Below are 26,386 nucleotides of genomic sequence, written 5' to 3' on the forward strand. Positions count from 1 at the left end.
CACGCGCTTCGTTCCATCGAAGGCGATGCCTTGCGTCTAAGGCATCCGCGTCGCGCCTTCGATGGCTCAGGCTTTTTTTGCCGCGAGCGGCCTCACTTGCTTGACCTTCGCGGTTCCCGTCGGCTCGGGCGGCACATAGCCCCAATCCGCTTCGCCCTTGTCTGCTTCGCGCGGCATCGGATCGCGCGCGCGCTGCGCTTGCGAAGACGCTTGCGTTTCACGCCGCCGATGTTTCAACACCGCATCGGCGACTCGTTCGACATGCGTCACCGCGACATTCGATGCGCCTTCCAGCGCAGCCAAAGCCCGCGCCGCACGCAACATCACGATATCCGCGCGCAGGCCATCGACATGCGCCTCGATGCACAGCTCGCTCACGCGCGCATGAACGGCGTCGTCGAAAGCGAAGGCGGACAGCGACGCACGCGCCGCATGAATGCGCTCGCTCAGCGACGCCAGTTCGCTTTCATGCCGCCCGCGAAACGCATCGGGTTCGGCGTCGAATGCAAGGCGCGCCTTCACGATGCGTTGCCGCACGTCCGCATCGAAACAGTTGCTCATTTCCACGGCGAGGCCGAAGCGATCCAGCAATTGCGGACGCAAGTCGCCCTCTTCCGGATTCATCGTGCCGATCAATACGAAGCGTGCATCATGCCGATGCGATATGCCATCGCGCTCGACTATGTTCACGCCGCTCGCCGCCACATCGAGCAACTGATCGACGAGCGGATTCGGCAGCAGATTCACCTCATCGACATAGAGCACACCGAGATGCGCTTTCGCGAGCAGGCCCGGAGAAAACTGCACGCCGCCGTCGCGCAGTGCGCTTTGAATATCGAGCGTGCCGATCAACTGTTCCTCGCTCGCGCCGAGCGGCAAAGTCACGAGTTGCCCTTCGGGCAGCAATTCGGCGAGCGCGCGCGCCGCCGTCGACTTCGCCGTGCCGCGCGGGCCGCTGACCAGCACGCCGCCGATGGAAGGATCGACCGCCGCGAGCAAAAGCGCCTGCTGCAAGGGCGCTTGCGCAACGAGCGCCGGGAAGGGAAACACCGGAGATGACATGGATTCGTTCAAGACTATCGGCCTTCGATTCGCTGTTCGACATCGAGCAGATGATGTTCGACCTGCTCGCGATAACCGGCGGGTTCCTGCCACAAGCCGCGCTCCATTGCTTCGAGCAGGCGCTCGCAGATCGATTGCAGCGCATGCGGATTGTGCTCGGCGATGAACTCGCGCGTGCCGGCATCGTTCACATAGGCATCGGTGACGAGCGCGTATTGATGATCCGATACGACGCGCGCGGTCGCATCGTATCCGAACAGATAATCGACGGTCGCGGCAAGCTCCGATGCACCTTTATAGCCGTGCCGCTTCACGCCGTCGATCCACTTCGGATTCACGACGCGCGCGCGCACCACGCGCGCGATCTCCTCGTTCAGCGTGCGCACGCGCGGCGCGGCGGGATTGCTGTGATCAGCGTTATAGGTCTGCGGCTGCACGCCCGACAGATAACGCACCGCCGCGATCATGCCGCCCTGAAACTGGTGATAGTCGTTCGAATCGAGCAGATCGTGCTCGCGGTTGTCCTGATTCTGCAGGACCACATCGAGCGTCGATAGCCGCGTGCCGAAGCTCGCGCGCGCTTCCTCGCCATCGCCGGATTGCGAATAGGCATAACCGCCCGTGCTTTGATACGCGGCGGACAGATCGGCATCGGTCTGCCATTGCTTTGCGTCGATGAGTTCCTGCAAGCCCGCCCCGTATGCGCCCGGCTTCGTGCTGAACACGCGCCAGCCCGCGCGGCGCCGCGCTTCCTTCACATCGATGCCGCGGGCGATGAGTTCATCGCGTTCGCGAAGAATGCGCGCGCGGATCGGGTTGACGTCGGCGGGCTCGTCGTCGAGTTCGGCTATGGCTTGCACGGCCGCATCGAAGAGATGCATGAGATTCGCGAACGCATCGCGAAAGAAGCCCGATACTCGCAGCGTCACGTCGATGCGCGGCCGGTTGAAAATCGAAATCGGCAGGATCTCGAAGTCGGTCACGCGATAACTGCCCGCCGCCCATTTCGGCCGCACGCCGATCAACGCGAAGGCCTGGGCGATATCGTCGCCGCCGGTACGCATCGTCGCCGTGCCCCACACAGAGAGGCCGATTGCGCGCGGAAAGTCGCCATGATCCTGCACATGACGTTCGACCAGCGCATGCGCCGATTTGACGCCGAGCGACCAGGCCGCTTGCGTCGGCAATGCGCGCGTATCGACGGAATAGAAGTTGCGGCCCGTGGGCAATACATCGGGCCTGCCGCGCGATGGCGAGCCGCTCGGTCCCGGCGGCACGAATCGTCCTTCGAGACCGCGCCTGAGCTGCATCAACTCTTGCGGTCCGCATGCATCGAGCCGCGCGAGCACGTCGCCTCGCAGACGTTCGACTACGAGCGCTGCGTGCGGGCCGGGTGCGGCTGCATCGTCGTCGGATAGCAGTTGCATCGCCAGCGATTCGAGGCGCTCGCGCGTATCGCCGTGATGACGCCAGGGCGCATCGATGATATCGACGAGCGCGCGCGGCCGCGGCCCGTTCCACGGCGCGGCCCAGTCGGCGTCGAGCGGATCGAAGCTATCGGGAAGTTGCAGATCGCGCGCGATCGCCGCGATGAGACTCGCGTTCGCGCCCTGCCCGTCGCCGATCGGAAAGCGCCCGAGCGCAAGCAGCGTGTCGCGCCGTTGCACGCCTTGCGGCGAAACGCCGAACACATGCAGACCATCGCGAATCTGCGCTTCCTTCAGCTCGCAAAGGTACGCATCGGCGCGCGTGAGCAGCGCATCTTCGCCGGCGACATCGCGCGGCGCATCGAGCCCGAGTTCTTCGTGCAGCCTGTTTTCGACGATGTTGGCGAGAATCGACTTGCGCAACAGCTTCGCGCGGCGCACATCGACCATCAGCGCTTCGTAGTATTCGTCGACCTGACGCTCCAGATCCTGCAACGGCCCATAGTTTTCGGCGCGCGTGAGCGGCGGCATCAGATGATCGACGATGACGGCCTGCGTCCGGCGCTTCGCCTGACTGCCTTCGCCGGGATCGTTGACGATGAACGGATACAGATGCGGCATCGGCCCGAGAATCGCATCGGGCCAGCACGACGACGACAATGCGACGCTCTTGCCCGGCAGCCATTCGAGATTGCCGTGCTTGCCGACATGCACGAGCGCGTCCGCTTCGAAGCGCAGACGCAGCCAGAAATAAAACGCGAGATACGAATGCGGCGGTACGAGCTCGGCGTCGTGATAGCTCGCGTAATCGTTGCGCTCGCGCGAGCGCGAAGGCTGAATGCCGACGAAGACTTCACCGCAGCGATAACCCGCGATCATGAAGCGGCCGCGCCGCACGGTCGGGTCGTCTTCGGGCGCGCCCCAGGTTTTCTCTAGTGCATCGCGCGCATCGGAGGGAAGCGTTCGATACGCATCGAGATAATCATCGAGCGCAAGGCTCTGCAACGCGGGACGCAGATCGCGCACGACGGGATCGTTGGTCACGCCTTCGGTCAGCGCGGCGATGAGCGCATCGCCATTCGCGGGTATGTCGCCGACGCGATAACCTTCGCGCGCGAGCATCGAAAGAATCCCGATAGCCGATGCGGGCGTATCGAGACCCACGCCATTGCCGATGCGCCCCTCGCTCGCCGGATAGTTCGCGAGCACGAGCGCGATGCGCTTCTGCACATTCGGCGTGTGACGCAGCGCGCACCAGCGGCGGCTCAGCTCCGCGACGAAGCGCACGCGCTCCGCATCGGCCTGATAGCGCACGACATCCACCTGCGTGTGCTTGCAGTAATAAGCGAGTCCCTTGAAGCTCACCGCGCGCGTGATGATGCGGCCATCGACTTCGGGCAGCGCCACATGCATGGCGACGTCGCGTGAATTCAGGCCGTGATTGTCCTTCTGCCAATCGTCCCGATTGCCGCCGCTCAGAATGACTTGCAGCACGGGCGCATCGCCCGCGACTTCGAATGCTTCGTCGTCGCCGATCACGCTCGCGGCAAAGGCCGTCGTGTTCAATACGAGCGACGCATGATGCTCCGCGCACAAACGCCCGACCACTTCGCGGCTCACGCTTTCCTTCAGCGATGAAATCGCGATCGGCAGCGGATTCATGCCTTCTTTTTCGAGCGCTTCGATGAGCGCATCGAACACCGCCGTGTTGCCCGATTGCAGATGCGCGCGATAAAACAATATGCCGACGACGGGCGCGCCTTGCGTCCAGCGCGCCTGCCAATCTTCAATGACCGCGATATCGCGCTCGGGATGATAGATCGCGACCGCGGGCAGCGGACTCGGCGCTTGCGGCTCGCGTCCGAAGCCGAATGCGCGATGCGCGATGCTGCGCAGGAATTCTTCCGCATTGCGCGCGCCGCCTTCGCGCAGATAGCGCGACAACTCGCGGCAGAACTGCGCATCGGCGGTGCTCTTGACCGTCAGGTTGGGGTCTTCGGCGAGATCGCCCGAGAACATCGTGAGCAACTGCTTTTCCTGCTTCGCCAGCGCGACGAGCCGCTCGATGCCGTAAGGCCAGTACGATTCGCCACCGAGATGATCGACGATCACGACCTTCGCGTGACGCACTACATCGTCGATATAAAAATCGACCGAGGCCGGTTGACGCAGAAACGATTGATTCGCGAGCCGCACTTCAGGAAAGCCCGCTTCGAGACGCGGAAATACGCTCGCCAGCAGCGCAAGCGTCGTGTCGGCGGAACTGAGCACGACGATCGGCGCGCGCGTCTGATCGATGCGCATGACGCCCTGCGCGTCGTCGACGAAGCCTCCCGGTGTCGTGCGAAGCAGATGCATCGCTATGCCTGCACGGGCGCGTTCGCGAGCGCGGCGTCGAACGCGCGTTGCAGCGTCTCACGTTCGAGATCTTCGCCGATCAGCACGAAGCGGCTTTGCGTCTTCGCCTCGTTTGCTTCCCAGCGTCGATCGAAATAACTGTCGAAACGCCGTCCGACACCTTGCACGACGAGCCGCATCGCAGCGCCGGGCAACGCGGCGAAACCCTTCACGCGATAGATCGTGTGATGCTCGACGAGCGCATGCAGCGCCGCGATAGCCTGCTCGCGCGATTCGACGCGGCCTTGCACGACGACCGAATCGAACTCGTCATGGTGATGATCGGCGTGGCCTTCTTCATCGGGCGAGCCGTGATGATCGTGCCGCAAGTGAATCGTTTCTTCCGATGCCGATTCGAGACCGAGCAACGCATGCACATCGAGGTTGCCCATTTGCGCAGGGACGATCTTCACTTCGGCCGGAATCTCGGGCCGCACGAGCGCAATGACCTTTTGCAGCGCATCGGCGTCCATGAGATCGGTCTTGTTGACGATGACGAGATCCGCCGACGAAAGCTGATCCTCGAACAACTCGTGCAGCGGCGATTCGTGATCGAGATTCGGATCGGCTTTGCGTTGCGCGTCCACCGCAACGGGATTCGCCGCGAACTGGCCGCTCGCGGCAGCGGGGCCATCGACGACGGTGACGACGGCATCGACGGTAAAGGCGTTCTTGATCGACGGCCAGTTGAACGCCTGCACGAGCGGCTTGGGCAATGCGAGCCCCGATGTTTCGATCAACACGTGATCGATGCTCTCGCGCCGCTCGACGAGCTGCTCCATCACCGGATAGAACTCTTCCTGCACCGTGCAGCACAGGCAGCCATTCGCGAGCTCATAGAGATTGCGGTCTTTAGAACCGGCTTCGTCGTCGCAGCCGATGCCGCAACCCTTCAGGATTTCCCCGTCGATGCCGAGCTCGCCGAACTCGTTGACGATCACCGCGACACGCAAGCCTTGCGCGTTGGACAGGATATGTCGCATCAATGTGGTCTTGCCGCTGCCGAGAAAGCCGGTCACGACCGTGACGGGGATCTTGCGGGTTTGCATCGTAGCTCCGTGGCGGGTATGGCGTGCTTCGCGTCGCGCGCCGCGATGGATGAACCGGCTTCGCGCGTCGGCGAAAAAATGATGCACGCTTCGATGGATCATGGACCGCGCCGCATCCCGCAGCATCGATCCCGTCTGAGAGTCTGGCCGGTATCCGGGCTGACGAAAAAGCCGCTTCGCCTTCCCGCGCCATTCATGCGCAGTGGCTTCGAAGCCGGCTTCCCGCGCCTGCGATGAAAACATCGTACGCGCGGGGAATCGCTTACCGTTGCGGGAGCAGCGCAGGTTGGCGTCCGTTCGATTTGCCGATTGGAACGCGCCCTGCTTCCCGTTTAACTGCGCGCGAGAGAATCCGCGCGCGAGCACCAAAACTGCGTGAGAGTCTAGGCCCGGCGGGGCCGAGCGTCAAGAAAGGCAGACGCGCGCTGTATGATCGTCAGCCTTTCCCGAAAGCTTCGGATGGCCATGAAAGACGTTACTCGCATGAATGCGCCCGCTGTCACGAAGCTCGCGGTGGGCGTCGGCTGCCGGCGCGGCAGCAGCGCGGAGTCGATCGAGCATGCGGTGCGAATCGCTCTCGGCCACTATGCATTGGGCGATATCGCCGTCGTTGCGAGCATCGAGGCGAAACGGGAAGAAGCGGGATTGATCGCGTTCTGCGAGCGGCATCGCTTGCCTGTGCGTTTCTTCAGCGCCGATGAAATCGCGCGAGCGCCACGCACCGCGATGTCGCATCATACGCAGAAGCATCTGCACGTCGATGGCGTATGCGAGCCGTGCGCATTGCTCGCGGGCAACGCGCAAACGCTCATCGTGCCAAAGACGATCGGTTGTGGCGTAACCGTCGCGATTGCACTGGCGCGCGATTTCTCTGCGGACGGAACATGAACAATGGCTTGCTCGTCATTTGCGGGCTTTCCGTGCTGACAGACTTCCCGGCGACTCGCGCTTTGAACATGTCCTTGCAGAGGACAACGAGTATGACGAGCGCCAGCAGTTCCATATAGATGTAGATCGCGTCCATTTTGCTGCTCCTCGAATCGGTTATCGCCTGCTTTCATGATGCACACGGTTTGTTAGCGCGGAGTTAGCACACGAAGTTATCTGGGGTACGATACGGCCCGTCCGTTCACACTGGAGATCATGTGAAAACCGATACCGAATCGCATCTGCGCATGACCCAGCGCCGTAAAGAAGGTCATGAGAAAAAGCAGGCCGCGGCCGATCACGAGAAAGGCTTGCTGATCGTGAATACCGGCAACGGCAAGGGCAAAACCACGGCCGCTTTCGGCATGGCCGTGCGCGTGCTCGGTCACGGCATGAAGCTCGGCGTCGTGCAGTTCATCAAGGGCGCGCTGCATACGTCGGAGCGCGATTTCCTCGGCGCAATCGCGCATTGCGATTTCGTGACGATGGGCGACGGCTATACCTGGAACACGCAGAACCGCGAAGCCGACATGGCCACCGCGCGCAAAGGCTGGAATGAAGCGCGCCGCATGATCGAAAGCGGCGAATATCAAATGGTCGTGCTCGACGAGCTGAACACCGTGCTCAAGTACGACTATCTGCCGCTCGACGAAGTGCTCGACGTCTTCAAGGCGCGGCCCGCGACGCTGCACGTGGTCGTGACCGGGCGGCATGCGCCCGACGCGCTCATCGAGCTCGCCGATCTCGTCACGGAAATGCGCCTCGTGAAGCATCCGTATCGCGAGCAGGGCGTGAAAGCGCAACGCGGCGTCGAGTTCTGAACGCGATGCCCGACTGCCCTGCTCTTTTCATCGGCGCGAGCGCGTCGCATCAAGGCAAGACCACGGTGACGGCCGCCATCGCGCGTCACCACGCGCGACGTGGCCTGAAAGTGCGCGTCTTCAAGACCGGCCCGGATTTCCTCGATCCGATGATTCTCGAACGCGCATGCGGCGCGCCCGTCTATTCGCTGCATCTTTCGATGGTCGGTCTCGACGCATGCCGCGCGCTGCTCGCACAGGCCGCGCGCGAGGCCGATCTCATTCTCATCGAAGGCGTGATGGGTCTCTTCGATGGCACGCCGAGCAGCGCCGATCTCGCCGCCGCGTTCAACGTGCCGGTGCTCGCGGTGATCGGCGCGCACGGCATGGCGCAGACCTTCGGCGCAATCGCGTTCGGGCTCGCGCGTTATCGCGCGGACGTGCCGTTTCATGGCGTGCTCGCGAATCGCGTCGCATCGGCGCGTCATGCGCAGATGTTGTCGGAGACCATTCCCGAGGGCCTGCATTATTGCGGCTATCTTTCGAATGCCGACGATATCGCGCTGCCCGAGCGCCATCTCGGTCTCACGCAGCCTGAAGAGGTCGCGGGCCTCGATGCCCGTCTCGATCGCGCCGCCGATGCCATCGCGCATACGACGCTCGCCACGCTTGCGCCGCCCGTCCATTTCGACGATGCGACGCTTCCCGCGCCGCCGCGTCTTCTGGACGGCCTGCATATCGCGATCGCGCGCGATGCCGCGTTCTCGTTCATTTATCCGGCGAATGTCGATCTCCTCGTCGCGATGGGCGCGCGTCTCAGCACGTTCTCGCCGCTCGCCGACGAGCCCGCGCCCCGCGATGCCGATGCGCTCTATCTTCCCGGCGGCTATCCCGAACTGCATGCGGCCGCGCTCGCCGCGAATGCGCGCACGCGTGCGTCGATCGGCGGGCACGTCGCGCGTGAGAAGCCGGTCGTCGCGGAATGCGGCGGCATGCTCTATCTGCTCGACACGCTGACCGACATCGAAGGAACACGGCACGCGATGCTCGGCATTCTCCCCGGCGATGCCGCGATGCAACGCAAGCTCTCGCGCCTCGCCATGCAGCGCATCGACACGACGCACGGCGCGATGACGGGCCACACGTTCCACTACTCCACACTCGACACGCCGATGCAGCGCGTTCTCGAAGCAACCCACGCGACGACGGGCGCGGCAGGCGAAGCGCTCTATCGGCATGGCCCGGTGACGGCCACATACATGCACGCCTACTGGCCGTCGAATCCGGCCGCAGCCGCCGCGCTCTTTCGCGGCGAAACACTATGACGACCACGCAAGACATCCGCACGCCGCTCGATCTCGCCTATACCATCGAGCGCGCAAAGACGCAGGAACCCATCGGCTCGCCGTGCACCGACGTCTGCAAGCTCGATTCGGAAACCGGTCTGTGCCTCGGCTGCTTCAGGAGCCGCGAAGAGATCAAAACCTTCAGATCGATGGACGATGCTACAAAGCTGAATCTGTTCGACGCATTGCTTGCGCGTCGCGCGGCGAAAGCGAAATAAAACGCCCGCGCTTCCGGAGAAGCGCGGGCGGTGTCATCGAACTCGATGAAGCGTTCAGGCCGCAGCCATGCTCCGCACTGCCGGCCGCTCCAGCTCACGCGCGGCGAGCGCGCCGAACACGAGGCCGAGCGTCGTCCAGATCATCGCCTGAATGCCGATCGCGGCGAGGCGGAAATTCCACAGCAGTGAAGCGGAGAACTCCGCGGGCACTTCGTCGATGCGCGGCAACGCGACCTGCGCAATCACGATCACGGCGACATACGCGGCAGCGGCGATGAGCGTCGCGTTCCAGCCGCCACGCCGCGCCGCCATGCGTCGTTGCAGCCGCACCGCGAACACGGCCGCGGCAAGAGAAATCGCGACCATGCCGAAGAACAGCGCCGTGCGCGGCCCGATGGTCTCGGGATTGCCGACCGCCGGCGGATTCGGCGGGTACTTGATGAACGGCACGATCGCGACGCTCACGAAGCCGAACAAGGCCAGCAGTGCCGACGTGCCGCGCGCATGCAATGCGCCGAGCCGCCCGTACGCGAACGCGAACACGAGCGAGAACAGGCCGCCCAGCGCGGTGCCGAATACCGCGATGCCGGTTAGCAGACCGAGACCCGCTTGCGTGTCGCGGGAGACGGTTTCTTCGTCGCCGTGAGAGTGCGAATGCGCGGCGGCTGCATCGGCATGTTCGTGCTCATGCTCGTGCGCTGCGGCATGCTCGTGCTGTTCCTCGAACGCGATGGCGCGCGCCACCGATGGTTCGCCGAACGCACGCGCAAAGCCGGAGCCGATGAGACCCGCGACCAGTCCCGCGATCATCCCGCGTATCAGCAAAGTGCGAATCATGACGCGTCCTCAGTGGCACGGAAAGCCGAGCAGATGCCGGCCGTCGTGGACGAATTCGTGGACGTACGTGCCCGAGAAGATCGCCGTCGCGCCCTGCTCCGCGCCGACGAAATAAATGGCGATCAGCAGAATGAGGCCGATGAAAGCGGCCCAGGGCAGCACATCGCGCACCGGAATGGGCACGGGTGCGTCGAGCGAGGGGGAAGCCGAAGCCGAAAAGGCCGGCGCGTTGGAAGCATTCATGGTGGTTCTCCAGGGAAAAACGCGTCCCGATTGATGAAGAGCATGCAGCGGGGTCTGACTCGCGGCGCAGCGCCTTTCGGCTCTGCCGCATACAGTGGCGCGACCGTGCCGGGTTTGCACCGGCTTCCTCGCACTGCAAGCTTGCCATTCTATGATGATTGACGGCAAAGTAAAACGATCCTGACCCGACCCGCTACGCTCCCTTGGAACTCGTCCTGCTGTGCCACGCCGCCACGCGCGCGATGAAGGCCGGCCGCTTTCCCGTCGGCGACGAACCCGCCGCCCACGACGAACGCGCCCGGCTCGCACCGCTGCGCGCACGTCACGGCACGCGCGTGATAGCCAGTCCCGCGCGCGTGGCGCGGCAAACGGCGGAATGGATCACGGAAGCCTTCGAGATCGTGCCCGCATTCGACGACGTCGATTACGGCCGCTGGCGCGGGCTTTCCCTGCGTGAAGCAGGCGAGCGCGAACCCGAACATGTCGCGGCCTGGCTCGCGGACCCGCAGGCGCATCCGCATGGCGGTGAGAGCATCGCGATGCTCGCTGCGCGCGTCGCCGGAGGTCTTGCGCTCATCGACCGGCTGAATCCGCGTGAGCGCTGCATCGTCGTCACGCATGCGCTCGTCGTGAAAGTGGCGCTCGCGCATGCGCTCGGCTTGCCGCTTCAATCGGTCTACGGGATGGACTTCGCACCCTTGTCGTCGACGATCCTGAAGCGCGCGTTTCCCGCCGACGCATGGACCGCATGAACTTCGCTCCTTTCGAATGGCTCAAAGCACACAGCGCGTCGCATCTGCGGCCCGCTTTCGAACCGTTACAGGAGACTCAGATGGCGCACTACGTGGATGGATTCGTCGTACCCGTTCCCATCGACAAGATCGATGCCTACCGCGCGATGGCCGAAGCAGCCGGCAAGATCTGGCTGGAACACGGCGCGCTGCAATTCGTCGAGACGCTCGCCGACGACGTGAAGCCCGGCAAGCTCACATCCTTTCCGCAGAGCGTGCAGATGAAGGAAGGCGAAACCGTCGTGTTCTCGTATATCGTCTACGAATCGCGCGAGCAGCGCGACAGCGTCAACGCGAAAGTCATGGAAGATCCGCGCCTCAAGGCCATGATGGAATCGGGCGAGCCGCCGTTCGATGCGAAACGCATGTTCTTCGGCGGCTTCAAGGCGATCGTCGAACTCGAACGCAACTGATATTTTTCTTTTCCCGGAACAGCAACGATATGTATATCGCCATGAACCGCTTCAAGATCGTGCCCGGCGCCGAAGCCGATTTCGAACGCCTCTGGACCAGCCGCGACACGCATCTCAAGGACGTGCCGGGCTTCGTCGAATTTCATCTGCTCAAAGGTCCGGTGAAAGACGATCACGTCCTGTATTCGAGCCATACGATCTGGGCGAATCAGGCGGCTTTCGAGGACTGGACACGCTCGGACGCGTTTCGCGCCGCGCATCGCAATGCAGGCGGCGGAACGCGTCAACTCTATCTCGGACATCCCGAGTTCGAGGGATTCGAGGTCATTCAGTCGGTGAAGTAGGCATCACGCACTGAACCAGGCACGCGCACCGGCGGCCGCGCGCTTGTCAGTGAGAACACGTTCGTTTTACACACGTGTGAAAAAACGCGCCTCGTCCGTGCATTTCTCAGACGGTTTTCAGGCCTTCGCGCCGCGCGCCATGCGCTGCAACGTCGATGAATCGATCGCAGCCGCGCAAATGCGCACGGCTTCCTTCAGCGTGCGGGGACGTCCCGCGCCGAACTGCGATTCGAGCATCGCGACGGCGCGCAGACGCTCGTCGATGCCGAGCTTCTCGCCGGTGGCAAGCTCGAGCACCGAGATGAAATACGCTGCGGGCGGCGCGGCGCTCGCATGGGCCGGTCCCTGTCGGCCCCCGCCCGCGCCTTCACGTCCATCCTCCCGTGCAGGAATCCACGGATGCCATTTGCTGTCGTATCGACTTTTCATGGGTCAGTTCGCTGGCTCGATTGCTGTGGCGCACCTGCGCCGTTGTCGTTGGGCGCCTTTGCGCCCTTCATCGTTAAAAAGACTTCACAGCAAGTCCCATTCCAAGCCGATCCGGCTATCGTGCTTCGTTTTCCTCCGACAAAACCGCGCGCGCGACGCGGCACGCGGCCAGATCCCACGCCGCGCAGCCGACCGACTTGAACATCACGGCGCGCGTGGCGATCGCCTGCTTCGCCGGAGCCGCGAGCGCGACGGCTAGCGGATGCACCGCGTTCCAGTCGACGGCGGCGAGAATGAAGTCGCCCGCTTCGTGACGCGCGCCTGCGGGATCATCGACGTAAAGCTCGCTCGCGTGAATGGTCGCGGCGGCGATCTCGGCGGCATCGGCGGTGAATGCGCCCACGCCGATCACGAGCCGTCCCGCACGCGCCGGCAGGGTGTAGACCGGCGTCTTGCTCGTCGTCGCGGCGATGACGACATCGACGGACTCGGGAATCGACGCATCGTCCAGCGCGGCCAGATTATTCGATACGGACGCATGCGCTGCGCAGAATTCGCGTGCGCGTTCGGCACGCGAGCCCTGCACGCGGATGCGCGCATCGGGATAAAGAGCGGCGAGCGCCTCGACGTGATACGCGGCCTGCTTGCCCGTGCCGATCACGAGGACGTCGCGCGGCGCACCTGCATGCAGCGCGCGGATCGCGAGCATCGACACCGACGCCGTGCGCCGTCCCGTGACGGTCGGCCCGTCGAGCATGAACTGGGGCACGCCGGTGACGGCGTCGTAGGCCGTGACCTGGCCGTGAATCGTCGGCAAGCCGAGCGCGCCGTTGCGCGCGCAAACGTTCACGAGCTTGTGCATCGCGAGATCGGGGGCGCTCGCGGGCATCGACAGCATCACGCCGCCTTCGATCGGCACGACCATGCGCTCGGGGCTCACGATGCGGCCCGCCGCGTAGTCGAGCATGGTCGCGGCGAGCGTGTCCACGAGCCGGTCATACGGCACGAGTCGTGCTGTCCGGGCTTCGTCGAAACTGTGGATCGTCGCGGTCATTGGGTTCGCTCGCTATCAAGGTTGATGAAGTTGAAAGTGCCATCGGCATGCCATCGAAGGCCGGAACATTTTAACGGCGCGCGGCGCTGTGTCATAAAGCGCGCGCGCTTTCTAAAATGAATGACCGGATCATCAATGCGGCCGTTGTCATATGACTGCCATCGGATGCCGTCATAATCGGCCGTTCCGCGCCGCAACCCGAAACGACTGCGGCCGCCCAAGAACGACACGGAGCCTTTCATGAACACGACGGAAAAGCAGCGCCGTTTCCATGCCGACATCATCGACAGTTACGACGAAGAGTTCGAGATGGAAGTCGACGATCGCTTTCTGGACGGCGAATCGACCTTCTCCGATGAAGAGCGGGCCCTGCGCAAGACCTATTTCCGCGAACTGTTCCGTTTGCAGGGCGAACTCGTGAAGCTGCAGGACTGGGTCGTGCACACGGGGCATCGGCTGGTCGTGCTCTTTGAAGGACGCGACGCCGCGGGCAAAGGCGGCGCGATCAAGCGCATCACGCAACGGCTGAATCCGCGCGTGTGCCGCGTGGCCGCGCTTCCCGCGCCGAACAATCGCGAGCGCACGCAGTGGTATTTCCAGCGCTACGTTTCGCACTTGCCGGCGGCCGGCGAAATCGTTTTATTCGATCGAAGCTGGTATAACCGCGCGGGCGTCGAGCGCGTCATGAATTTCTGCAGCGACGAAGAGTATGAAGAATTCTTCCGCTCGGTGCCGGAGTTCGAGAAGATGCTGGTGAGAAGCGGCATCCAGATCGTCAAGTACTGGTTCTCGATCACCGACGACGAACAGGAAGTGCGCTTTCAGGCGCGTATCGAAGATCCGCTCAAGCAGTGGAAGCTGAGCCCGATGGATCTGGAAAGCCGCCGCCGCTGGGAAGCGTACACGGCGGCCAAGGAAGTGATGCTCCAGCGCACGCACATTCCCGAAGCGCCGTGGTGGGTGGTTCATGCCGTCGACAAGAAGCGTGCGCGGCTGAACTGCATCAGTCACCTGCTGAGCCAGGTGCCGTATCACGATGTCGAGCATCAGCCGATCGATCTGCCCGACCGCGTGTTCAATCCCGATTATCTGCGCCAGCCCGTGCCCGACGATATGTACGTTCCCGAGGTGTATTGACTATTGAGCGTCGGTATCAGCAGCAGTTGTTGCAGGGCAAGTGCTTAACCGCCGCACTGATGCGCTGACGCGCAACCGTATGGCGCAGCGCGAACTGATAAGCATGCTGCGAGCCCTTCATCACCATCACGAACATGACCTGCGCGAGATTGAAGTCAAGCGTGACCATCAGGCGCGTCAACAGTAGCAGTGGCAGCACCACCGCCGGCTGATACAGTTGCTTTGCTATCAAGTCTCTCATCATCGGCTCCTTATCCCATGATTAGAATTCTAAGGATTGAAGCCCTGCGGATAAACGCTCGATAAGTGAAGACATATGTTCCGGCAGACGAACAATCGCGTTGCCCGGCGCCCAATGAAATGGCCCTGCAACGAGCAGGGCCAGGTTAATGCATTACTTCTGCGCGAGGCTCGGCTCGGGCACGGGCGTGGGATTGGCATCGCCCCAGCCGCCACCCAATGCGCGAATCAGATTCACCGTCGATATTGCCTGCGCGCCCCGCAACTGCACCGATGAACGCTGCGTTTGCAGCACGGTGCGCTCGGCATCGATGACGTCGAGGTAATTCACCGCGCCTTCGGTGTACTGCGTGCGCGAGAGCTGCGCGGCGCGCACCGATGCTTTCACGGCATCGTCCTGCGTGGCCGTCTGGTCTTCGAGGATGCGCAGATCCGAGAGGTTGTCCTCCACCTCGCGGAACGCGACGAGCACTTGCTGACGATAGCTCGCCACATCCTCTTCGTAGATCGCGCGCGCATTGGCGAGATTGCCCTTGCGCCGGCCGCCGTCGAAGATCGGGATGTTGAGCGCCGTGCCAGCGAACGGCCCGAGCAGGAACGTGCGGCTCGACCATTTGAAGAGATCGCCGAGCGTCGCCGATTCGAACCCGCCCGAGCCCGTCAGCGTCAGCGACGGGAAGAACGCCGCCTTCGCCACGCCGATGCGCGCATTCGCCGCCGCCATCGCGCGTTCCGCCGCCGCGACATCCGGACGGCGCTCCAGCAGCGCCGAAGGCAGGCCCGGCGGCACATGGATCGTCACCGGCCTGAGCGGGTCCGCGGCCATCGTGAACTCGGCGGGCGCCTTGCCGAGCAGCACGGCGAGACCATGTTCCGATGCCGCGCGCAGACGCTGCACCGTCATCGCTTCCGAACGCGCCGTCGCGAGTTCCGACTTCGCGCGCGCCAGATCCAGCTCGCTGATATCGCCTTCGTTGAAGCGCTTTTGCACGAGCTTCAGCGCTTCCTCGCGCAACTGCACGGTGCGCGTATAGACATCGGCTTCGGCGTCCAGCTCGCGCAGGTTGAAGTAGTTCTGCGCGACATCCGCCTGCAACGCGAGCTGCACCGAGCGGAACAACGCCTCGCTCTGCTGCGTGTCGGCGTTCGCGGCCTGCACCGTGTTCGACACGCGGCCGAACAGATCGACTTCATACGACACGCTCGCCTGCGCGCGCCACAGCGTTTGCGCGGGCACGTTGCCATCCGGCGGCAGGAATTGCGATGCGGGCGAGAACTTCTCCCGCGTGGGGCCGAAGCCCGCATCGAGCGTCGGGAACAGGCCCGCGCGCGCCGTCTGGTTGATCGCGCGCGATTCCTTCACGCGCGCGGCGGCCGCCGTCAGATTCTGGTTCGCGTCCTGCGCCTGCTTCTCCAGATCGTTGAGCGTGGCGTCCCCGAAGATCGTCCACCATTCGCCGCGCAACATCTCTTCGGAAGGCTGCGCCGTCTTCCACGTGCCCGCTTCCGATGCCTGCAACGCAGACGTTTCCTTGTACGCAGAAGGCGCGTTGACGTCGGGCTTTTCGTAGGTCGGGGCAAGCGAACATCCCGCGACCAGCATCAACGCGGCCATCAGACTCGAAACAACATACAGCTTATTCATCATTGACCTCATTGCGCTTCGACCGAAGCACCGATACCGCGCATCTGCGGATGCGTGCCGTGCTTGTCCGTCACATGCTCCGTGCGCGAGAGCTTGCGCAGAATCACGTAGAAGACCGGCGTGAGCATCAGACCGAAGAGCGTCACACCCAGCATGCCGAAGAACACCGCGACGCCCATCGCATGACGCATCTCCGAGCCCGCGCCCGACGACAGCACGAGCGGCACCACACCCATGATGAACGCGATGGACGTCATCAGAATCGGGCGCAGACGCAGGCGGCTCGCCTCGATCGCGGCCTGCACGATGGTGCGTCCCTGCATCTCCAGCTCGCGTGCGAACTCGACGATCAGAATGGCGTTCTTCGCCGACAAGCCCACCAGCACCATCAAGCCGATCTGCGTGAAGATGTTGTTGTCGCCACCGGTGAGCCATACGCCGAGCAGCGCGGACAAGATGCTCATCGGCACGATCAGGATGACCGCGAGCGGCAGCGTCAGGCTTTCATACAACGCGGCGAGCACGAGGAACACCAGCAGCACGCTGATCGGGAAGACCCACAGCGCCGCATTGCCCGCGAGGATCTGCTGATACGTGAGATCGGTCCATTCGAACTTGATCCCGCGCGGCAGCACTTCCGCCGCGATGCGCTCCGCCGCCGCCTGCGCCTGGCCCGACGAGTAACCCGGCGCGGGACCACCGTTGATATCGGCTGCGGTGTAGCCGTTATAGCGCACGACCATTTCCGGGCCATACGTCGGCGTCACTTTCACGAGCGACGACAACGGCACCATGTCGCCATTCGCGTTGCGTGTCTTCAGCAAGCCGATGTCCTCGGGATTCGCGCGGAACGGGGCATCGGCCTGCACGCGCACCTGATACACGCGTCCGAAGCGATTGAAGTCGTTCACGTAGAGCGAGCCGAGATAGACCTGCATCGTGTCGAAGACATCGGTGACCGACACGCCGAGTTGCTTCGCCTTCACGCGGTCCAGATCGACGTTGAGTTGCGGCACGTTGATCTGATAGCTGGAGAACGTCGGTCCGAGTTCAGGCGTCTGCGATGCACGCTTGATGAACGCCTGCGTGGCATCGGCGAGCGCCGCATAACCGAGCGCGCCGCGATCTTCCAACTGCATCTTGAAGCCGCCCAGCGTGCCGAGGCCGAGCACCGGCGGCGGCGGGAACACGGCGATGAACGAGCCCTTGATGCCCGCGTACTTCTGGTTCAGCGCACCGGCAATCGCGCCCGCCGACAGCGCCTTGTCATGCACGCGTTCCTTGAACGGCTTCAACGTGACGAACACGATGCCTGCGCTCGACGAGTTTGTGAAGCCGTTCACCGACAAGCCCGGAAACTCCACCGCGCTTTCCACGCCCGGCTGCTTCAGCGCGATATCGCTCATCTGACGAATCACGCCTTCCGTGCGATCGAGCGATGCGCCGTTCGGCAACTGCGCGAAGCTGATCAGATACTCCTTGTCCTGCGCGGGCACGAAGCCGCCCGGCACGACCTTGCCCATCAGCACCGCGCCCGCGAGCAGCACGGCGTACACGGCCATCATCAATGCCTTGCGGTTGATGACACGCTTGACGCCCTTGCCGTAAGCCTCGGAACCGCGATGAAACACCTTGTTGAAGACGCGGAAGAAGCCGCCGAACACGCGGTCCATGCCGCGCGTGAGCCAGTCCTTCGGTTCGTCGTGGCCCTTGAGCAGCAGCGCGGCGAGCGCGGGCGACAGCGTCAGCGAGTTGAACGCGGAGATCACCGTCGAGATCGCGATGGTCATCGCGAACTGCTTGTAGAACTGGCCCGTGAGACCCGACATGAACGCGAGCGGCACGAACACGGCCACGAGCGTCAGCGCGATCGCGATGATCGGCCCGCTCACCTCGCGCATCGCCTGATAGGTCGCCTCTCTTGCAGACAGGCCCGATGCGATGTTCCGCTCGACGTTCTCGACGACCACGATCGCATCGTCGACGACAATACCGATGGCGAGCACCATCCCGAACAAGGACAACGCGTTGATCGAGAAGCCGAACGCGAGCAGCAGCGAGAACGTCCCGACGATGGAAACCGGCACGGCGAGCAGCGGAATGATCGACGCGCGCCACGTCTGCAGGAAGATGATCACGACCAGCACCACGAGCGCGATCGCTTCGGCGAGCGTATGAATCACCGCTTCGATACTCGAACGCACGAACTGCGTCGGGTCATAGACGATCTGGTATTCGAGGCCCGCGGGCATGTCGGCCTTGAGCTCCTTCATCGTCTTGCGGACTTCATCGGAGATCTGAAGCGAGTTCGCGCCCGGTTGCTGATTGATCGCGATAGCGACAGCGCTCTTGTTATCCAACAATGAACGCAAGCCATATTCCGATGCCGCAAGCTCGACGCGCGCGACATCGCTGAGATGCGTGACGGCGCCATCCGGCGAAGTCTTCAGCACGATGTCGCGGAACTCCGACTCGTTCTGCAAGCGGCCGCGCGCATTCACGTTCAGTTGCAGCGGCACGTTCGGCAGCGTCGGCGAACCGCCGATCACACCCGCCGCGACCTGCACGTTCTGCTCGCGAATCGCGTTGACGACATCGGTGGCCGTCATGCCGCGCTGCGCGACCTTTTGCGGATCGAGCCATACGCGCATCGAGTAATCGCCCGAGCCCCACAGTTGCACTTCGCCCACGCCCGCGATGCGTTCGAGCCGGTCCTTCACGTTGATCAGCGCGTAGTTGCGCAGATACGTCATGTCGTAGCGGCCATTGGGCGAATTCAGGTGGACGACCATCGTGAGCGTCGGCGATGACTTGATCGTCGTCACGCCGAGACGCGTCACGTCCTGCGGCAAGCGCGGCAACGCCTGATTCACGCGGTTCTGCACGAGCTGCGTGTTCTTGTCCGGATCGGTGCCGAGCTTGAACGTGACGGTCGTCGTGAGATTGCCGTCGCTGTTCGCCTGCGACTGCATGTAGAGCATGTCCTCGACGCCGTTGATCTGCTCTTCCAGCGGCGAGGCCACGGTCTCCGCGATCACCTTCGGATTCGCGCCGGGATACTGCGCATGCACGACGACCGAAGGCGGCACGACTTCCGGATACTCGGAGATCGGCAGCTTGAACATCGCGATGATGCCCGCCAGCAGCACGATCACCGATAACACGCCCGCGAAGATCGGACGGTCGATAAAGAATTTGGATATGTTCATGACGAGTTCTGTCTGTTGCGGACGGCTTACTGCGCGGACGCCGTTTTCACGGCGGGCGCAGCGTTGTCGTCGTTCATCGCGACGTTGTTGGCCTTGATCACATCGTTCGGACGCACGCGTTGCAAGCCGTTCACGACGATGCGCTCGCCCGGCTGCAAGCCACGGCTGATGACGCGCAGGCCTTCATGCGTCTGTCCGAGCGAGACTTCGCGGTACTGCACGCGGTTGTCCTTGTCGACGACCATCACGTACTTCTTGTCCTGATCGGTGCCGATCGCTTCGTCTTCCACGAGCACCGCCGGATGCGGCGAGCCGCCGCCCACTTTCACGCGCGCATAGAGACCGGGGACGAGCGATCCGTCCGGATTGTTGAAGCGCGCGCGCACGCGGATCGTGCCGGACGTCGTATCGAGACGGTTATCGACCGAATCGACGACGCCATCGCGCGAATAGCCCTCTTCATTCGCGAGACCGAGCGACACCGGCACGCTATTGCCCGCATCGCGGCCGAGGTAGCGCAAGTACGTTTGCTCATCGACATCGAACGACGCGTAGATCGGCGAGACCGACACGAGCGTCGTCAGCAAAGGCGCGTTCGCACCCGTCGACACGATGTTGCCCACCGTGAGTTCCGCGCGCGATACGCGGCCCGACACGGGCGCCGTGATATGCGTGTAGGCGAGATTGATCTTCGCCGCTTCGAGCGCAGCCTGCGCGGCCTTCAGGTTGGCGACGGCCTCGCGCGCGGCGTTCTGCTTTTCGTCGTAATCGCGCTTGGCGATCGCGTTGTCGGCGAGCAGGCGTTCGGCGCGCGCAGCATCCGTCGACGTATAGCCGTTGCGCGCCTGCGCCGCCGCGAGCTGCGCCTGCGCACGATCGACTTCGGCTTCATACGGGCGCGGATCGATCGTGAACAGCGCATCGCCCTTCTTCACGAGCTGGCCGTCCTTGAAATGCACGGCGACGATCGTGCCCTGCACGAGCGGGCGAATGTCGACGTGATCGACGGCTTCGAGCCTGCCCGAATAGCTTTGCCAGTCGGTGATGGTCTTCGACACCACGGTCGCGACATCGACCTCGGTTGCGGTCGGGCTGTGAGCGGCGGCCTTGGCTTCGTTGATAGCCGCATCGCCGTGGCCGTGCCAGGCGGTGTATCCGCCCGCGCCGGCGATGATCAGCGTCGCGCCCAGCGCGGCGTAGATGCGTTTGCGAGTGAAAGACATGGTATGACGCTCCGGTTGCGATGAGATTGTTGTTGTGTATTGCGTGGCTGGCGTGCCGTTTCTTGCTGTCACTTCGCGCGTATCAGGCGCTTTTTGAAGAACGCGACGACATCGGCGAGCGCGCCGGGATGCGCGGCCAACGCGTGATGCGACGCCTTGCAATGGCGCGTGACTTCCGTCGGCACGCCGGCGGCGATCAGTTCGCCCGCGTATTTCTCGGCTTCGATATGCAGCAGGTCGTGCTCGGCGCTCGCGATGAGCGCGGGCGGCAAGCCCGCGAGACGGCGCGATTCGAGCGGCGCGGCGTACGGATGCAGACGTTGCGAAGGATTCGGCAGATACGCGCGATACCACTGCGCGCATTCGCACGCTTCGAAGTCGGGGCACAGCACTTTGCGTTCGTCGGCGAGGCGCGTCAGGCTCGGATCGAGCAGCGGGGCGAGCAGCGCTTGCGCCGACACGCGGATATCGCCGCGATCGCGCGCGATGGCCGCGACGCAGGTGGCGAGATTGCCGCCCGCGTCATGCCCCGCAATGCCGATGCGTTGCGGGTCCGCACGCTGCGCGCGAGCATGCGCGACGGCCCATTGCGCCGCGCGATAACCGTCTTCGGGCGCGGCGGGAAACGGATAGGCGGGCGCGAGCGAATAGCCGACGGACACGACCCACGCGGACGTATCGCGTGCGATCGTCGCGGCGGCGATATCGGCGTCGTCGAGGTTGCCGCGAATAAAACCGCCGCCGTGGAAGTAAAGAACGATGGGCAGGATCGTGCCGTCCGAGGCGGGACGATAGCTGCGCAGTGTGATCGGTTGCGCGTGTCCCGTGATGTGCACATCTTCGATGCACAAGCGCGGACTCGACTCGATATCCAACAGTGATGCCATGGTTATTTTCGGTGCCAGGCCGCTGCTGCAAGGCCTTCACGCATAAGTTGCGATGATGCGAATAATGGAGTCCGCGCCTTTTTTGATAAATGCCTATAATCCGGCAACACAATTCGGTCGCACCGAACAATCGTGGTTATCCCTTGCGATTGTTTCTTCGGTCATTCTTTAGCGCGCGCTTAAATAGCGCGTCGCCCGGCAAGGAAGGTGAGAGAACATGGATCGGCTACAGGCAATGCAGGTTTTCACCCGCGTCGTGGACACTAATAGCTTTTCCCGCGCGGCGGACACGCTCAATCTCCCGCGCGCTTCGGTCACGACGATCATTCAGAATCTGGAAGCGCACCTGAACGTGCGGCTGCTTCAGCGCACGACGCGCAGACTGAATCTCACGCCGGACGGCGCGGCGTATTACGAGCGCTGCGTGCGCATCCTCGCGGATATCGAAGAAGCGGAAAGCACCTTCTCGAACAATGGCAAGGGACCGCACGGCAAGCTGCGCGTCGATATGCCCGGCGCGATCGGGCGGCTCATCGTGATGCCGCAGCTTTGCGATTTCCATACGCGCTATCCGGATATCGAACTGATGATGGGCTTCGGCGACAAGCCGGTCGATCTCATTCAGGAAGGCGTCGATTGCGTGATTCGCGTCGGCACGCTGCAGGATTCGAGTCTCGTCGCGCGGCGTATCGGCGTATTTCAGGGCGTGACGGTGGCTGCGCCGCAATATCTCGAACGCAACGGCACGCCGAAAACGATCGAGGATTTGCAGAATCACACGGCGGTGAATTACTTTTCGAGCCGCACGGGCCGCGTCCTGGATATGGATTTCGTCGTCGACGATGAAACCATCGAAGTGAAGATGCGCGGCATGATCGCGGTGAACGATGCGGAAGCCTATCTGAGCTGCGGTTTGAAGGGCGTCGGCATCATTCAGGTGCCCCGCTTCATGGCGCTGCCGCATCTGCGCGCGGGCGAGCTGGTGGAAGTCCTGCCGCAGTGGAATCCGCTGCCGATGCCGATATCGGCGGTGTATCCGCATAACCGGCATTTGTCGCCGAAGGTGCGCGTCTTCGTCGATTGGGCCGCGGAGTTATTCGAGCGTTGCCCGCTTCTGCAAGGCCAGAAAGAAGCGGAAGAGCGCTGCCTGCCGACGAGCACCGCATCGCCTTCGATCGTGCGGCATGGCACGCCGGAAGTCGCGGGCACCGAGGATGTGGTGGTATAGCCGGACATCGGGCGAGCGCATGGAATAACAATGAACGCTCGCATAGTCGCATCGCGAAAGCCTTTGCAGACAAGGCTCCCCGCGATTATTCGCCGAAATCGATAAATCTATTCGCCGATACGGCATTTATCCGCGTGCACCGCGCGGCTACATTCGCTCTCAACGCAGCGTGCTCGATCAACCAAATGCAATCCGCATTTGCCCGCACGCTGCATCGGAACGAAAGGAGTCGCAAGCATGAAGCAGCTCATCACGGGGTTTTCTCTCGCCGCCATCTCCGCTGTCGTCACGACTGCCGCTTTTGCGGAGAGCGGCCAGGGCATTGGCCGCGCAGGCACGTATCAGGTCCAGATGCAGACGCAAACCCAGGCCAATGCGGGCGATACGCCCAAGAGCCGTGCTCAAGTGCGCGCCGAGCTGGCCGCTGCCTTTTCGAACGGCTCGTTGCCCGCGCTGAATCGCAACACCTATCCCGAGCGCAGCATGTGGGGCGATGCGATCGCCGCACAAAGCGAGCAACGCGCACGCGATGCGGCACAAGCGGAAGCACGCAATCGTGAAATCGTCGAGTACGCCAATGGCTCGGCAGCAGGCAATGTGACAGCGCATTGATAGCGCCGTCGACAAGATATCAAGAGGTCAACATGTTAGCCAACACATCGCTCGATCAATTCTCGCTTCTCGACGAACTTCCTTTTGCTACGCCGGTATGGCATCCGTTCGTGCAGCACGCGCAGGACGCTGTGCAAGAGACGAAGCAAGAGACTGAGGAACGCTCGCATCGGGCGTGACACGAAAGGCGCGGACCCAAAGCCCGCGCCTTTTTTCATTCAACCGCACGCGCCGATTTCGCCGCACGACGTGCAGAAGTCGCAGCCATCCTTGCGGATCACCGCGTTCGCGCCACACGTCGCGCATTTACGGCCGTGCATCTGGGGAAGACCATGAGGATCGATTTCGCCTTGCGCGATGCCCTCGGATACTTCTTCGCCTTCGTCGGCCACAGCTACCGCATGCGGCGTGCGATCGGCGCCCTTGCGCGCAAGCACGCGCGACGGTACCTGGTTGCCCTCTGCATCGAGGAAGCCACGGCGGTGAAGAATCTGCTGGATCGCATACGCTAGCGCCGCGACTTCCGAATCGTGCCAGCGCGGACTGCGATGACCGTCGAGCCGCTCGACATCGCCCAGACGCACTTGTCCGCGATCCCACGACACCTTGCGCATATCCTGCAGCGTGCGCGCCGCGAAACCGCCGCGCGCGGCCAGTGACAGCGAACGCATCGTCGCCGTGATCCACTGCTGCGATTCGTCGCTCTGCCCGGTGGGAATGAAGAACTCGATGGGCCGCTCGATCGTCACGTCCTCGCCCGCGATGCGTCCCGTCACTTCGATGAACGACACCGCGAGATAAAGCGACTTCTTCCCCGCCTGCGTCAGATACTCGACCTTCTCGATGATCGCAGGCAATGCCCCCCTCGGCCGATGATCGATCGCGATACGCAGCGGATCGAGATCCAGCTCGGGGTCCGGCGAATCGCTCGGCGTTTCGGCGGGCGTGACCGAAAGCACCGCGCCCAGTGTCTCGTTGGGCCGATAAGTGGCAAGCCCCTTCAGCCCGCGCCGCCATGCTTCGAAATAGAGATCCTGGAACTTGTCGAACGGATAATCGGCGGGCACGTTCACGGTCTTCGAAATGGATGTATCGACGAACGGCTGCACCGCCGCCATCATCTCCATGTGATCGTGCGCGGACATGTCCAGCGCGCTCACGAAGTAATCGGGCAAGGTGCTTACATCGCCGCCCATCTCGCGATATAGCCGGTACGCATGATCTTCGACGGCGAAGGTCTGTCGCGAGCCGTCCGCCATGCGCTTCGTGCGTTGATACGTCCACGAGAACGCGGGCTCGATGCCATTCGATGCGTTGTCCGCGAACGCGAGGCTCACGGTGCCCGTCGGCGCGATCGACAGCAGATGGCTGTTGCGGATGCCATGCTCGCGAATCGCGCGCTTGATGTCATCGGGCAGGCGCGAAGCGAAGGTGCCTTCCTCGAGATAACGCTTCGCGTCGAAGAGCGGAAACTTGCCGCGTTCGCGCGCAAGATCGACGGACGCGCGATACGCTTCATCGCGCATCGTGCGCGCGACGCGCATGGCGAAATCGCGCCCTTCCTGCGCGTCGTAGCGCAAGCCCATCATCACGAGCGTATCGCCGAGACCCGTGAAGCCCACGCCGATGCGCCGCTTCGCCGCCGCTTCGCGCGCCTGCTCTTCGAGCGGCCAGAGCGTGACGTCGAGCACGTCGTCGAGAAAGCGCACTTGCGTGCGTGTGGTGCGCGCGAAGCCATCCCAATCGAACGAAGGCACGCCGCCGCGCCTCTGCGCAAACGGATCGCGCACGAAACGCGTGAGATTCAGCGGACCGAGATTGCAGCAGCCGTATGCGGGCAGCGGCTGCTCGCCGCATGGATTGGTCGCGCGGATCGCTTCGACGGCGCGCAGGTTGTTGTCGTCATTCATGCGCGACATGAACACGACGCCCGGCTCCGCGACATCGTAGGTCGAGCGCATGATCGTGTTCCACACTTCGCGCGCCTGCACTTCGCGATAGACCCACACGCCATCATCGCGCTGATGCATGTCTTCGGCTGCACGCTGCGCCGGTGAAGGCTCCGCCTTGTGCACGAGCTGCCAGGTCGAATCATCGGCGACGGCCTGCATGAATTCGTCGGTCACCGCGACCGATACGTTGAAATTGTTCCAGCGCCCTTTCGTATGTTTTGCCGCGATGAATTCGAGCAGATCGGGGTGCGTGCAATCGAGAATGCCCATCTGCGCGCCGCGCCGCGAGCCCGCGCTTTCGACGGTGCGGCACGAGGCATCGAACACGTCCATATAGCTGCATGGGCCCGATGCCGCCGATCCCGTGGAATGCACGCGTGCGCCGCGCGGACGGATCGCCGAGAAGTTATAGCCGACACCGCCGCCGCGTCGCATTGTCTCCGCCGCTTGCAACAGGGCGACGTAGATGCCCGGCAAGCCATTGCTGTCGACGCTCTGTATCGCATCGCCGACGGGCTGCACGAAGCAGTTGATGAGCGTCGCGTCGATGCCCGCGCCCGCCGCGCTCATGATGCGCCCTGCGCCTAGCGCGCCGCGCCTGAAGTTATCGACGAACTCCGCTTCGATCTTCGCGCGCGTCTCTTCCGGCTCGGCTTGCGCGACGCCGCGCGCGACGCGGCGATAAATATCCTCGACGCGAGTCTCGTCGCCCTTGGCATATTTTTCGAGCATCACGTCGATGGAAAACTGCTGCGGTGCGAGAGCGGTGCTGGGATTGTCTTCGGCCATGTCGGATCCTTTGAAATGCTGCGGCGTCTTGCGATAGGGTCGGAAACCCAGACGCCAAGTGCCGCAAAGGCAATGCCCGACGATAGCGCGATTCTTCCGCGCTCGCCATCGACCCGTTACACTCGTC

At 63.2% G+C, this 26,386-nt stretch carries 24 protein-coding genes and 2 riboswitches; of the genes, 10 read left to right on the forward strand and 14 right to left on the reverse strand.

The annotated features are described in order from the left end of the window. Positions 1 to 66: 66 nt before the first annotated feature. The 3 genes from AWB75_RS06455 to cobW are packed head-to-tail and all read right to left on the reverse strand — an operon-like array spanning position 67 to position 5,935. Positions 67 to 1,062 (reverse strand): ATP-binding protein, encoded by a 996-nt coding sequence (locus tag AWB75_RS06455; protein WP_061123328.1) that lies wholly within the window; start codon positions 1,060 to 1,062, stop codon positions 67 to 69. Positions 1,063 to 1,076: 14 nt separating this feature from the next. Continuing rightward, the gene (gene cobN, locus AWB75_RS06460; protein ID WP_061123242.1) at positions 1,077 to 4,847 is read right to left on the reverse strand and encodes a cobaltochelatase subunit CobN; all 3,771 of its coding nucleotides are present in this window, start codon (positions 4,845 to 4,847) and stop codon (positions 1,077 to 1,079) included. 2 nt (positions 4,848 to 4,849) lie between these two features. Next, complete coding sequence (cobW, locus tag AWB75_RS06465; protein WP_061123329.1) at positions 4,850 to 5,935, reverse strand: cobalamin biosynthesis protein CobW; 1,086 nt, start codon at positions 5,933 to 5,935, stop codon at positions 4,850 to 4,852. 128 nt (positions 5,936 to 6,063) lie between these two features. Continuing rightward, a riboswitch (cobalamin riboswitch) is annotated at positions 6,064 to 6,321 on the reverse strand. Positions 6,322 to 6,400: 79 nt separating this feature from the next. Here cobW and AWB75_RS06470 point away from each other — a divergent pair. From AWB75_RS06470 to AWB75_RS06490, 4 genes are all read left to right on the forward strand, one after another. Further along, positions 6,401 to 6,823 carry a cobalamin biosynthesis protein gene (locus tag AWB75_RS06470; RefSeq protein WP_061123330.1) on the forward strand — a complete coding sequence of 141 codons (423 nt, stop codon included), beginning with the start codon at positions 6,401 to 6,403 and terminating at the stop codon, positions 6,821 to 6,823. A 257-nt stretch (positions 6,824 to 7,080) separates the two neighbouring features. Beyond that, on the forward strand, positions 7,081 to 7,683 hold the full coding sequence (gene cobO, locus AWB75_RS06480) for a cob(I)yrinic acid a,c-diamide adenosyltransferase (protein WP_061123243.1): 603 nt from the start codon (positions 7,081 to 7,083) through the stop codon (positions 7,681 to 7,683). Between the two features lie 5 nt (positions 7,684 to 7,688). Next, positions 7,689 to 8,987, forward strand: coding sequence for a cobyrinate a,c-diamide synthase (locus tag AWB75_RS06485; protein ID WP_061123244.1), 1,299 nt, complete (start codon positions 7,689 to 7,691; stop codon positions 8,985 to 8,987). After that, the gene (locus AWB75_RS06490) at positions 8,984 to 9,226 is read left to right on the forward strand and encodes a DUF1289 domain-containing protein (RefSeq protein WP_061123245.1); all 243 of its coding nucleotides are present in this window, start codon (positions 8,984 to 8,986) and stop codon (positions 9,224 to 9,226) included. Before AWB75_RS06485 ends, AWB75_RS06490 begins: the two co-directional genes overlap by 4 nt. 54 nt (positions 9,227 to 9,280) lie before the next feature. On the opposite strand, the gene AWB75_RS06495 is transcribed toward AWB75_RS06490, so the two are convergent. Both AWB75_RS06495 and AWB75_RS06500 read right to left on the reverse strand, forming a co-directional pair. After that, positions 9,281 to 10,063, reverse strand: coding sequence for a CbtA family protein (locus AWB75_RS06495; protein ID WP_061123246.1), 783 nt, complete (start codon positions 10,061 to 10,063; stop codon positions 9,281 to 9,283). Between the two features lie 9 nt (positions 10,064 to 10,072). After that, on the reverse strand, positions 10,073 to 10,306 hold the full coding sequence (locus AWB75_RS06500) for a CbtB domain-containing protein (RefSeq protein ID WP_061123247.1): 234 nt from the start codon (positions 10,304 to 10,306) through the stop codon (positions 10,073 to 10,075). 29 nt (positions 10,307 to 10,335) lie between these two features. After that, positions 10,336 to 10,459: riboswitch (cobalamin riboswitch) on the reverse strand. Between the two features lie 50 nt (positions 10,460 to 10,509). Between AWB75_RS06500 and AWB75_RS06505 the strand changes: the two genes are divergently transcribed. The 3 genes from AWB75_RS06505 to AWB75_RS06515 all read left to right on the forward strand — a co-directional run bounded on the left by AWB75_RS06505 (position 10,510) and on the right by AWB75_RS06515 (position 11,854). Next, positions 10,510 to 11,058, forward strand: a complete 549-nt coding sequence (locus AWB75_RS06505) for a histidine phosphatase family protein (RefSeq protein ID WP_087086498.1) — start codon at positions 10,510 to 10,512, stop codon at positions 11,056 to 11,058. Between the two features lie 80 nt (positions 11,059 to 11,138). Continuing rightward, positions 11,139 to 11,510: a DUF1428 domain-containing protein gene (locus AWB75_RS06510; protein ID WP_061123332.1), complete on the forward strand. Its 372-nt coding sequence runs from the start codon at positions 11,139 to 11,141 to the stop codon at positions 11,508 to 11,510. Between the two features lie 29 nt (positions 11,511 to 11,539). Then, positions 11,540 to 11,854: an antibiotic biosynthesis monooxygenase family protein gene (locus tag AWB75_RS06515; RefSeq protein WP_061123248.1), complete on the forward strand. Its 315-nt coding sequence runs from the start codon at positions 11,540 to 11,542 to the stop codon at positions 11,852 to 11,854. Positions 11,855 to 11,971: 117 nt separating this feature from the next. On the opposite strand, the gene AWB75_RS06520 is transcribed toward AWB75_RS06515, so the two are convergent. From AWB75_RS06520 to AWB75_RS36930, 3 genes are all read right to left on the reverse strand, one after another. Beyond that, entirely contained in the window at positions 11,972 to 12,283 is a 312-nt protein-coding gene (locus AWB75_RS06520; protein WP_061123249.1) for a hypothetical protein, read from the reverse strand. A gap of 115 nt (positions 12,284 to 12,398) precedes the next feature. Next, the gene (gene lhpI / locus AWB75_RS06525) at positions 12,399 to 13,337 is read right to left on the reverse strand and encodes a bifunctional Delta(1)-pyrroline-2-carboxylate/Delta(1)-piperideine-2-carboxylate reductase (RefSeq protein WP_061123250.1); all 939 of its coding nucleotides are present in this window, start codon (positions 13,335 to 13,337) and stop codon (positions 12,399 to 12,401) included. Continuing rightward, positions 13,334 to 13,579 (reverse strand): hypothetical protein, encoded by a 246-nt coding sequence (locus AWB75_RS36930; RefSeq protein WP_143746405.1) that lies wholly within the window; start codon positions 13,577 to 13,579, stop codon positions 13,334 to 13,336. The genes lhpI and AWB75_RS36930 overlap by 4 nt, the downstream gene beginning before the upstream one ends. On the opposite strand from AWB75_RS36930, the gene ppk2 reads away from it, so the two are divergent. Next, positions 13,578 to 14,474: a polyphosphate kinase 2 gene (gene ppk2 / locus AWB75_RS06530; RefSeq protein WP_061123251.1), complete on the forward strand. Its 897-nt coding sequence runs from the start codon at positions 13,578 to 13,580 to the stop codon at positions 14,472 to 14,474. The genes AWB75_RS36930 and ppk2 overlap by 2 nt on opposite strands. Before the next feature lie 16 nt (positions 14,475 to 14,490). Here the strand turns inward: ppk2 and AWB75_RS06535 are convergent, their stop codons facing one another. From AWB75_RS06535 to AWB75_RS06555, 5 genes are all read right to left on the reverse strand, one after another. Next, on the reverse strand, positions 14,491 to 14,718 hold the full coding sequence (locus tag AWB75_RS06535; protein WP_087086499.1) for a hypothetical protein: 228 nt from the start codon (positions 14,716 to 14,718) through the stop codon (positions 14,491 to 14,493). A 150-nt stretch (positions 14,719 to 14,868) separates the two neighbouring features. Continuing rightward, positions 14,869 to 16,362, reverse strand: a complete 1,494-nt coding sequence (locus tag AWB75_RS06540; protein ID WP_407642128.1) for an efflux transporter outer membrane subunit — start codon at positions 16,360 to 16,362, stop codon at positions 14,869 to 14,871. A 5-nt stretch (positions 16,363 to 16,367) separates the two neighbouring features. After that, positions 16,368 to 19,568: an efflux RND transporter permease subunit gene (locus AWB75_RS06545; protein WP_061123253.1), complete on the reverse strand. Its 3,201-nt coding sequence runs from the start codon at positions 19,566 to 19,568 to the stop codon at positions 16,368 to 16,370. Between the two features lie 26 nt (positions 19,569 to 19,594). Next, the gene (locus AWB75_RS06550; protein ID WP_061123254.1) at positions 19,595 to 20,791 is read right to left on the reverse strand and encodes an efflux RND transporter periplasmic adaptor subunit; all 1,197 of its coding nucleotides are present in this window, start codon (positions 20,789 to 20,791) and stop codon (positions 19,595 to 19,597) included. Between the two features lie 68 nt (positions 20,792 to 20,859). Beyond that, complete coding sequence (locus AWB75_RS06555) at positions 20,860 to 21,678, reverse strand: alpha/beta hydrolase (RefSeq protein WP_061123255.1); 819 nt, start codon at positions 21,676 to 21,678, stop codon at positions 20,860 to 20,862. 217 nt (positions 21,679 to 21,895) lie between these two features. On the opposite strand from AWB75_RS06555, the gene AWB75_RS06560 reads away from it, so the two are divergent. Further along, positions 21,896 to 22,906 (forward strand): LysR family transcriptional regulator, encoded by a 1,011-nt coding sequence (locus tag AWB75_RS06560; protein WP_061123256.1) that lies wholly within the window; start codon positions 21,896 to 21,898, stop codon positions 22,904 to 22,906. 237 nt (positions 22,907 to 23,143) lie between these two features. Continuing rightward, positions 23,144 to 23,518: a DUF4148 domain-containing protein gene (locus tag AWB75_RS06565; RefSeq protein WP_061123257.1), complete on the forward strand. Its 375-nt coding sequence runs from the start codon at positions 23,144 to 23,146 to the stop codon at positions 23,516 to 23,518. Between the two features lie 218 nt (positions 23,519 to 23,736). On the opposite strand, the gene AWB75_RS06570 is transcribed toward AWB75_RS06565, so the two are convergent. After that, complete coding sequence (locus tag AWB75_RS06570; RefSeq protein WP_061123258.1) at positions 23,737 to 26,259, reverse strand: adenosylcobalamin-dependent ribonucleoside-diphosphate reductase; 2,523 nt, start codon at positions 26,257 to 26,259, stop codon at positions 23,737 to 23,739. Between the last annotated feature and the right edge of the window lie 127 nt (positions 26,260 to 26,386).

It is taken from the genome of Caballeronia catudaia (assembly GCF_001544755.2).
GTDB lineage: Bacteria > Pseudomonadota > Gammaproteobacteria > Burkholderiales > Burkholderiaceae > Caballeronia > Caballeronia catudaia.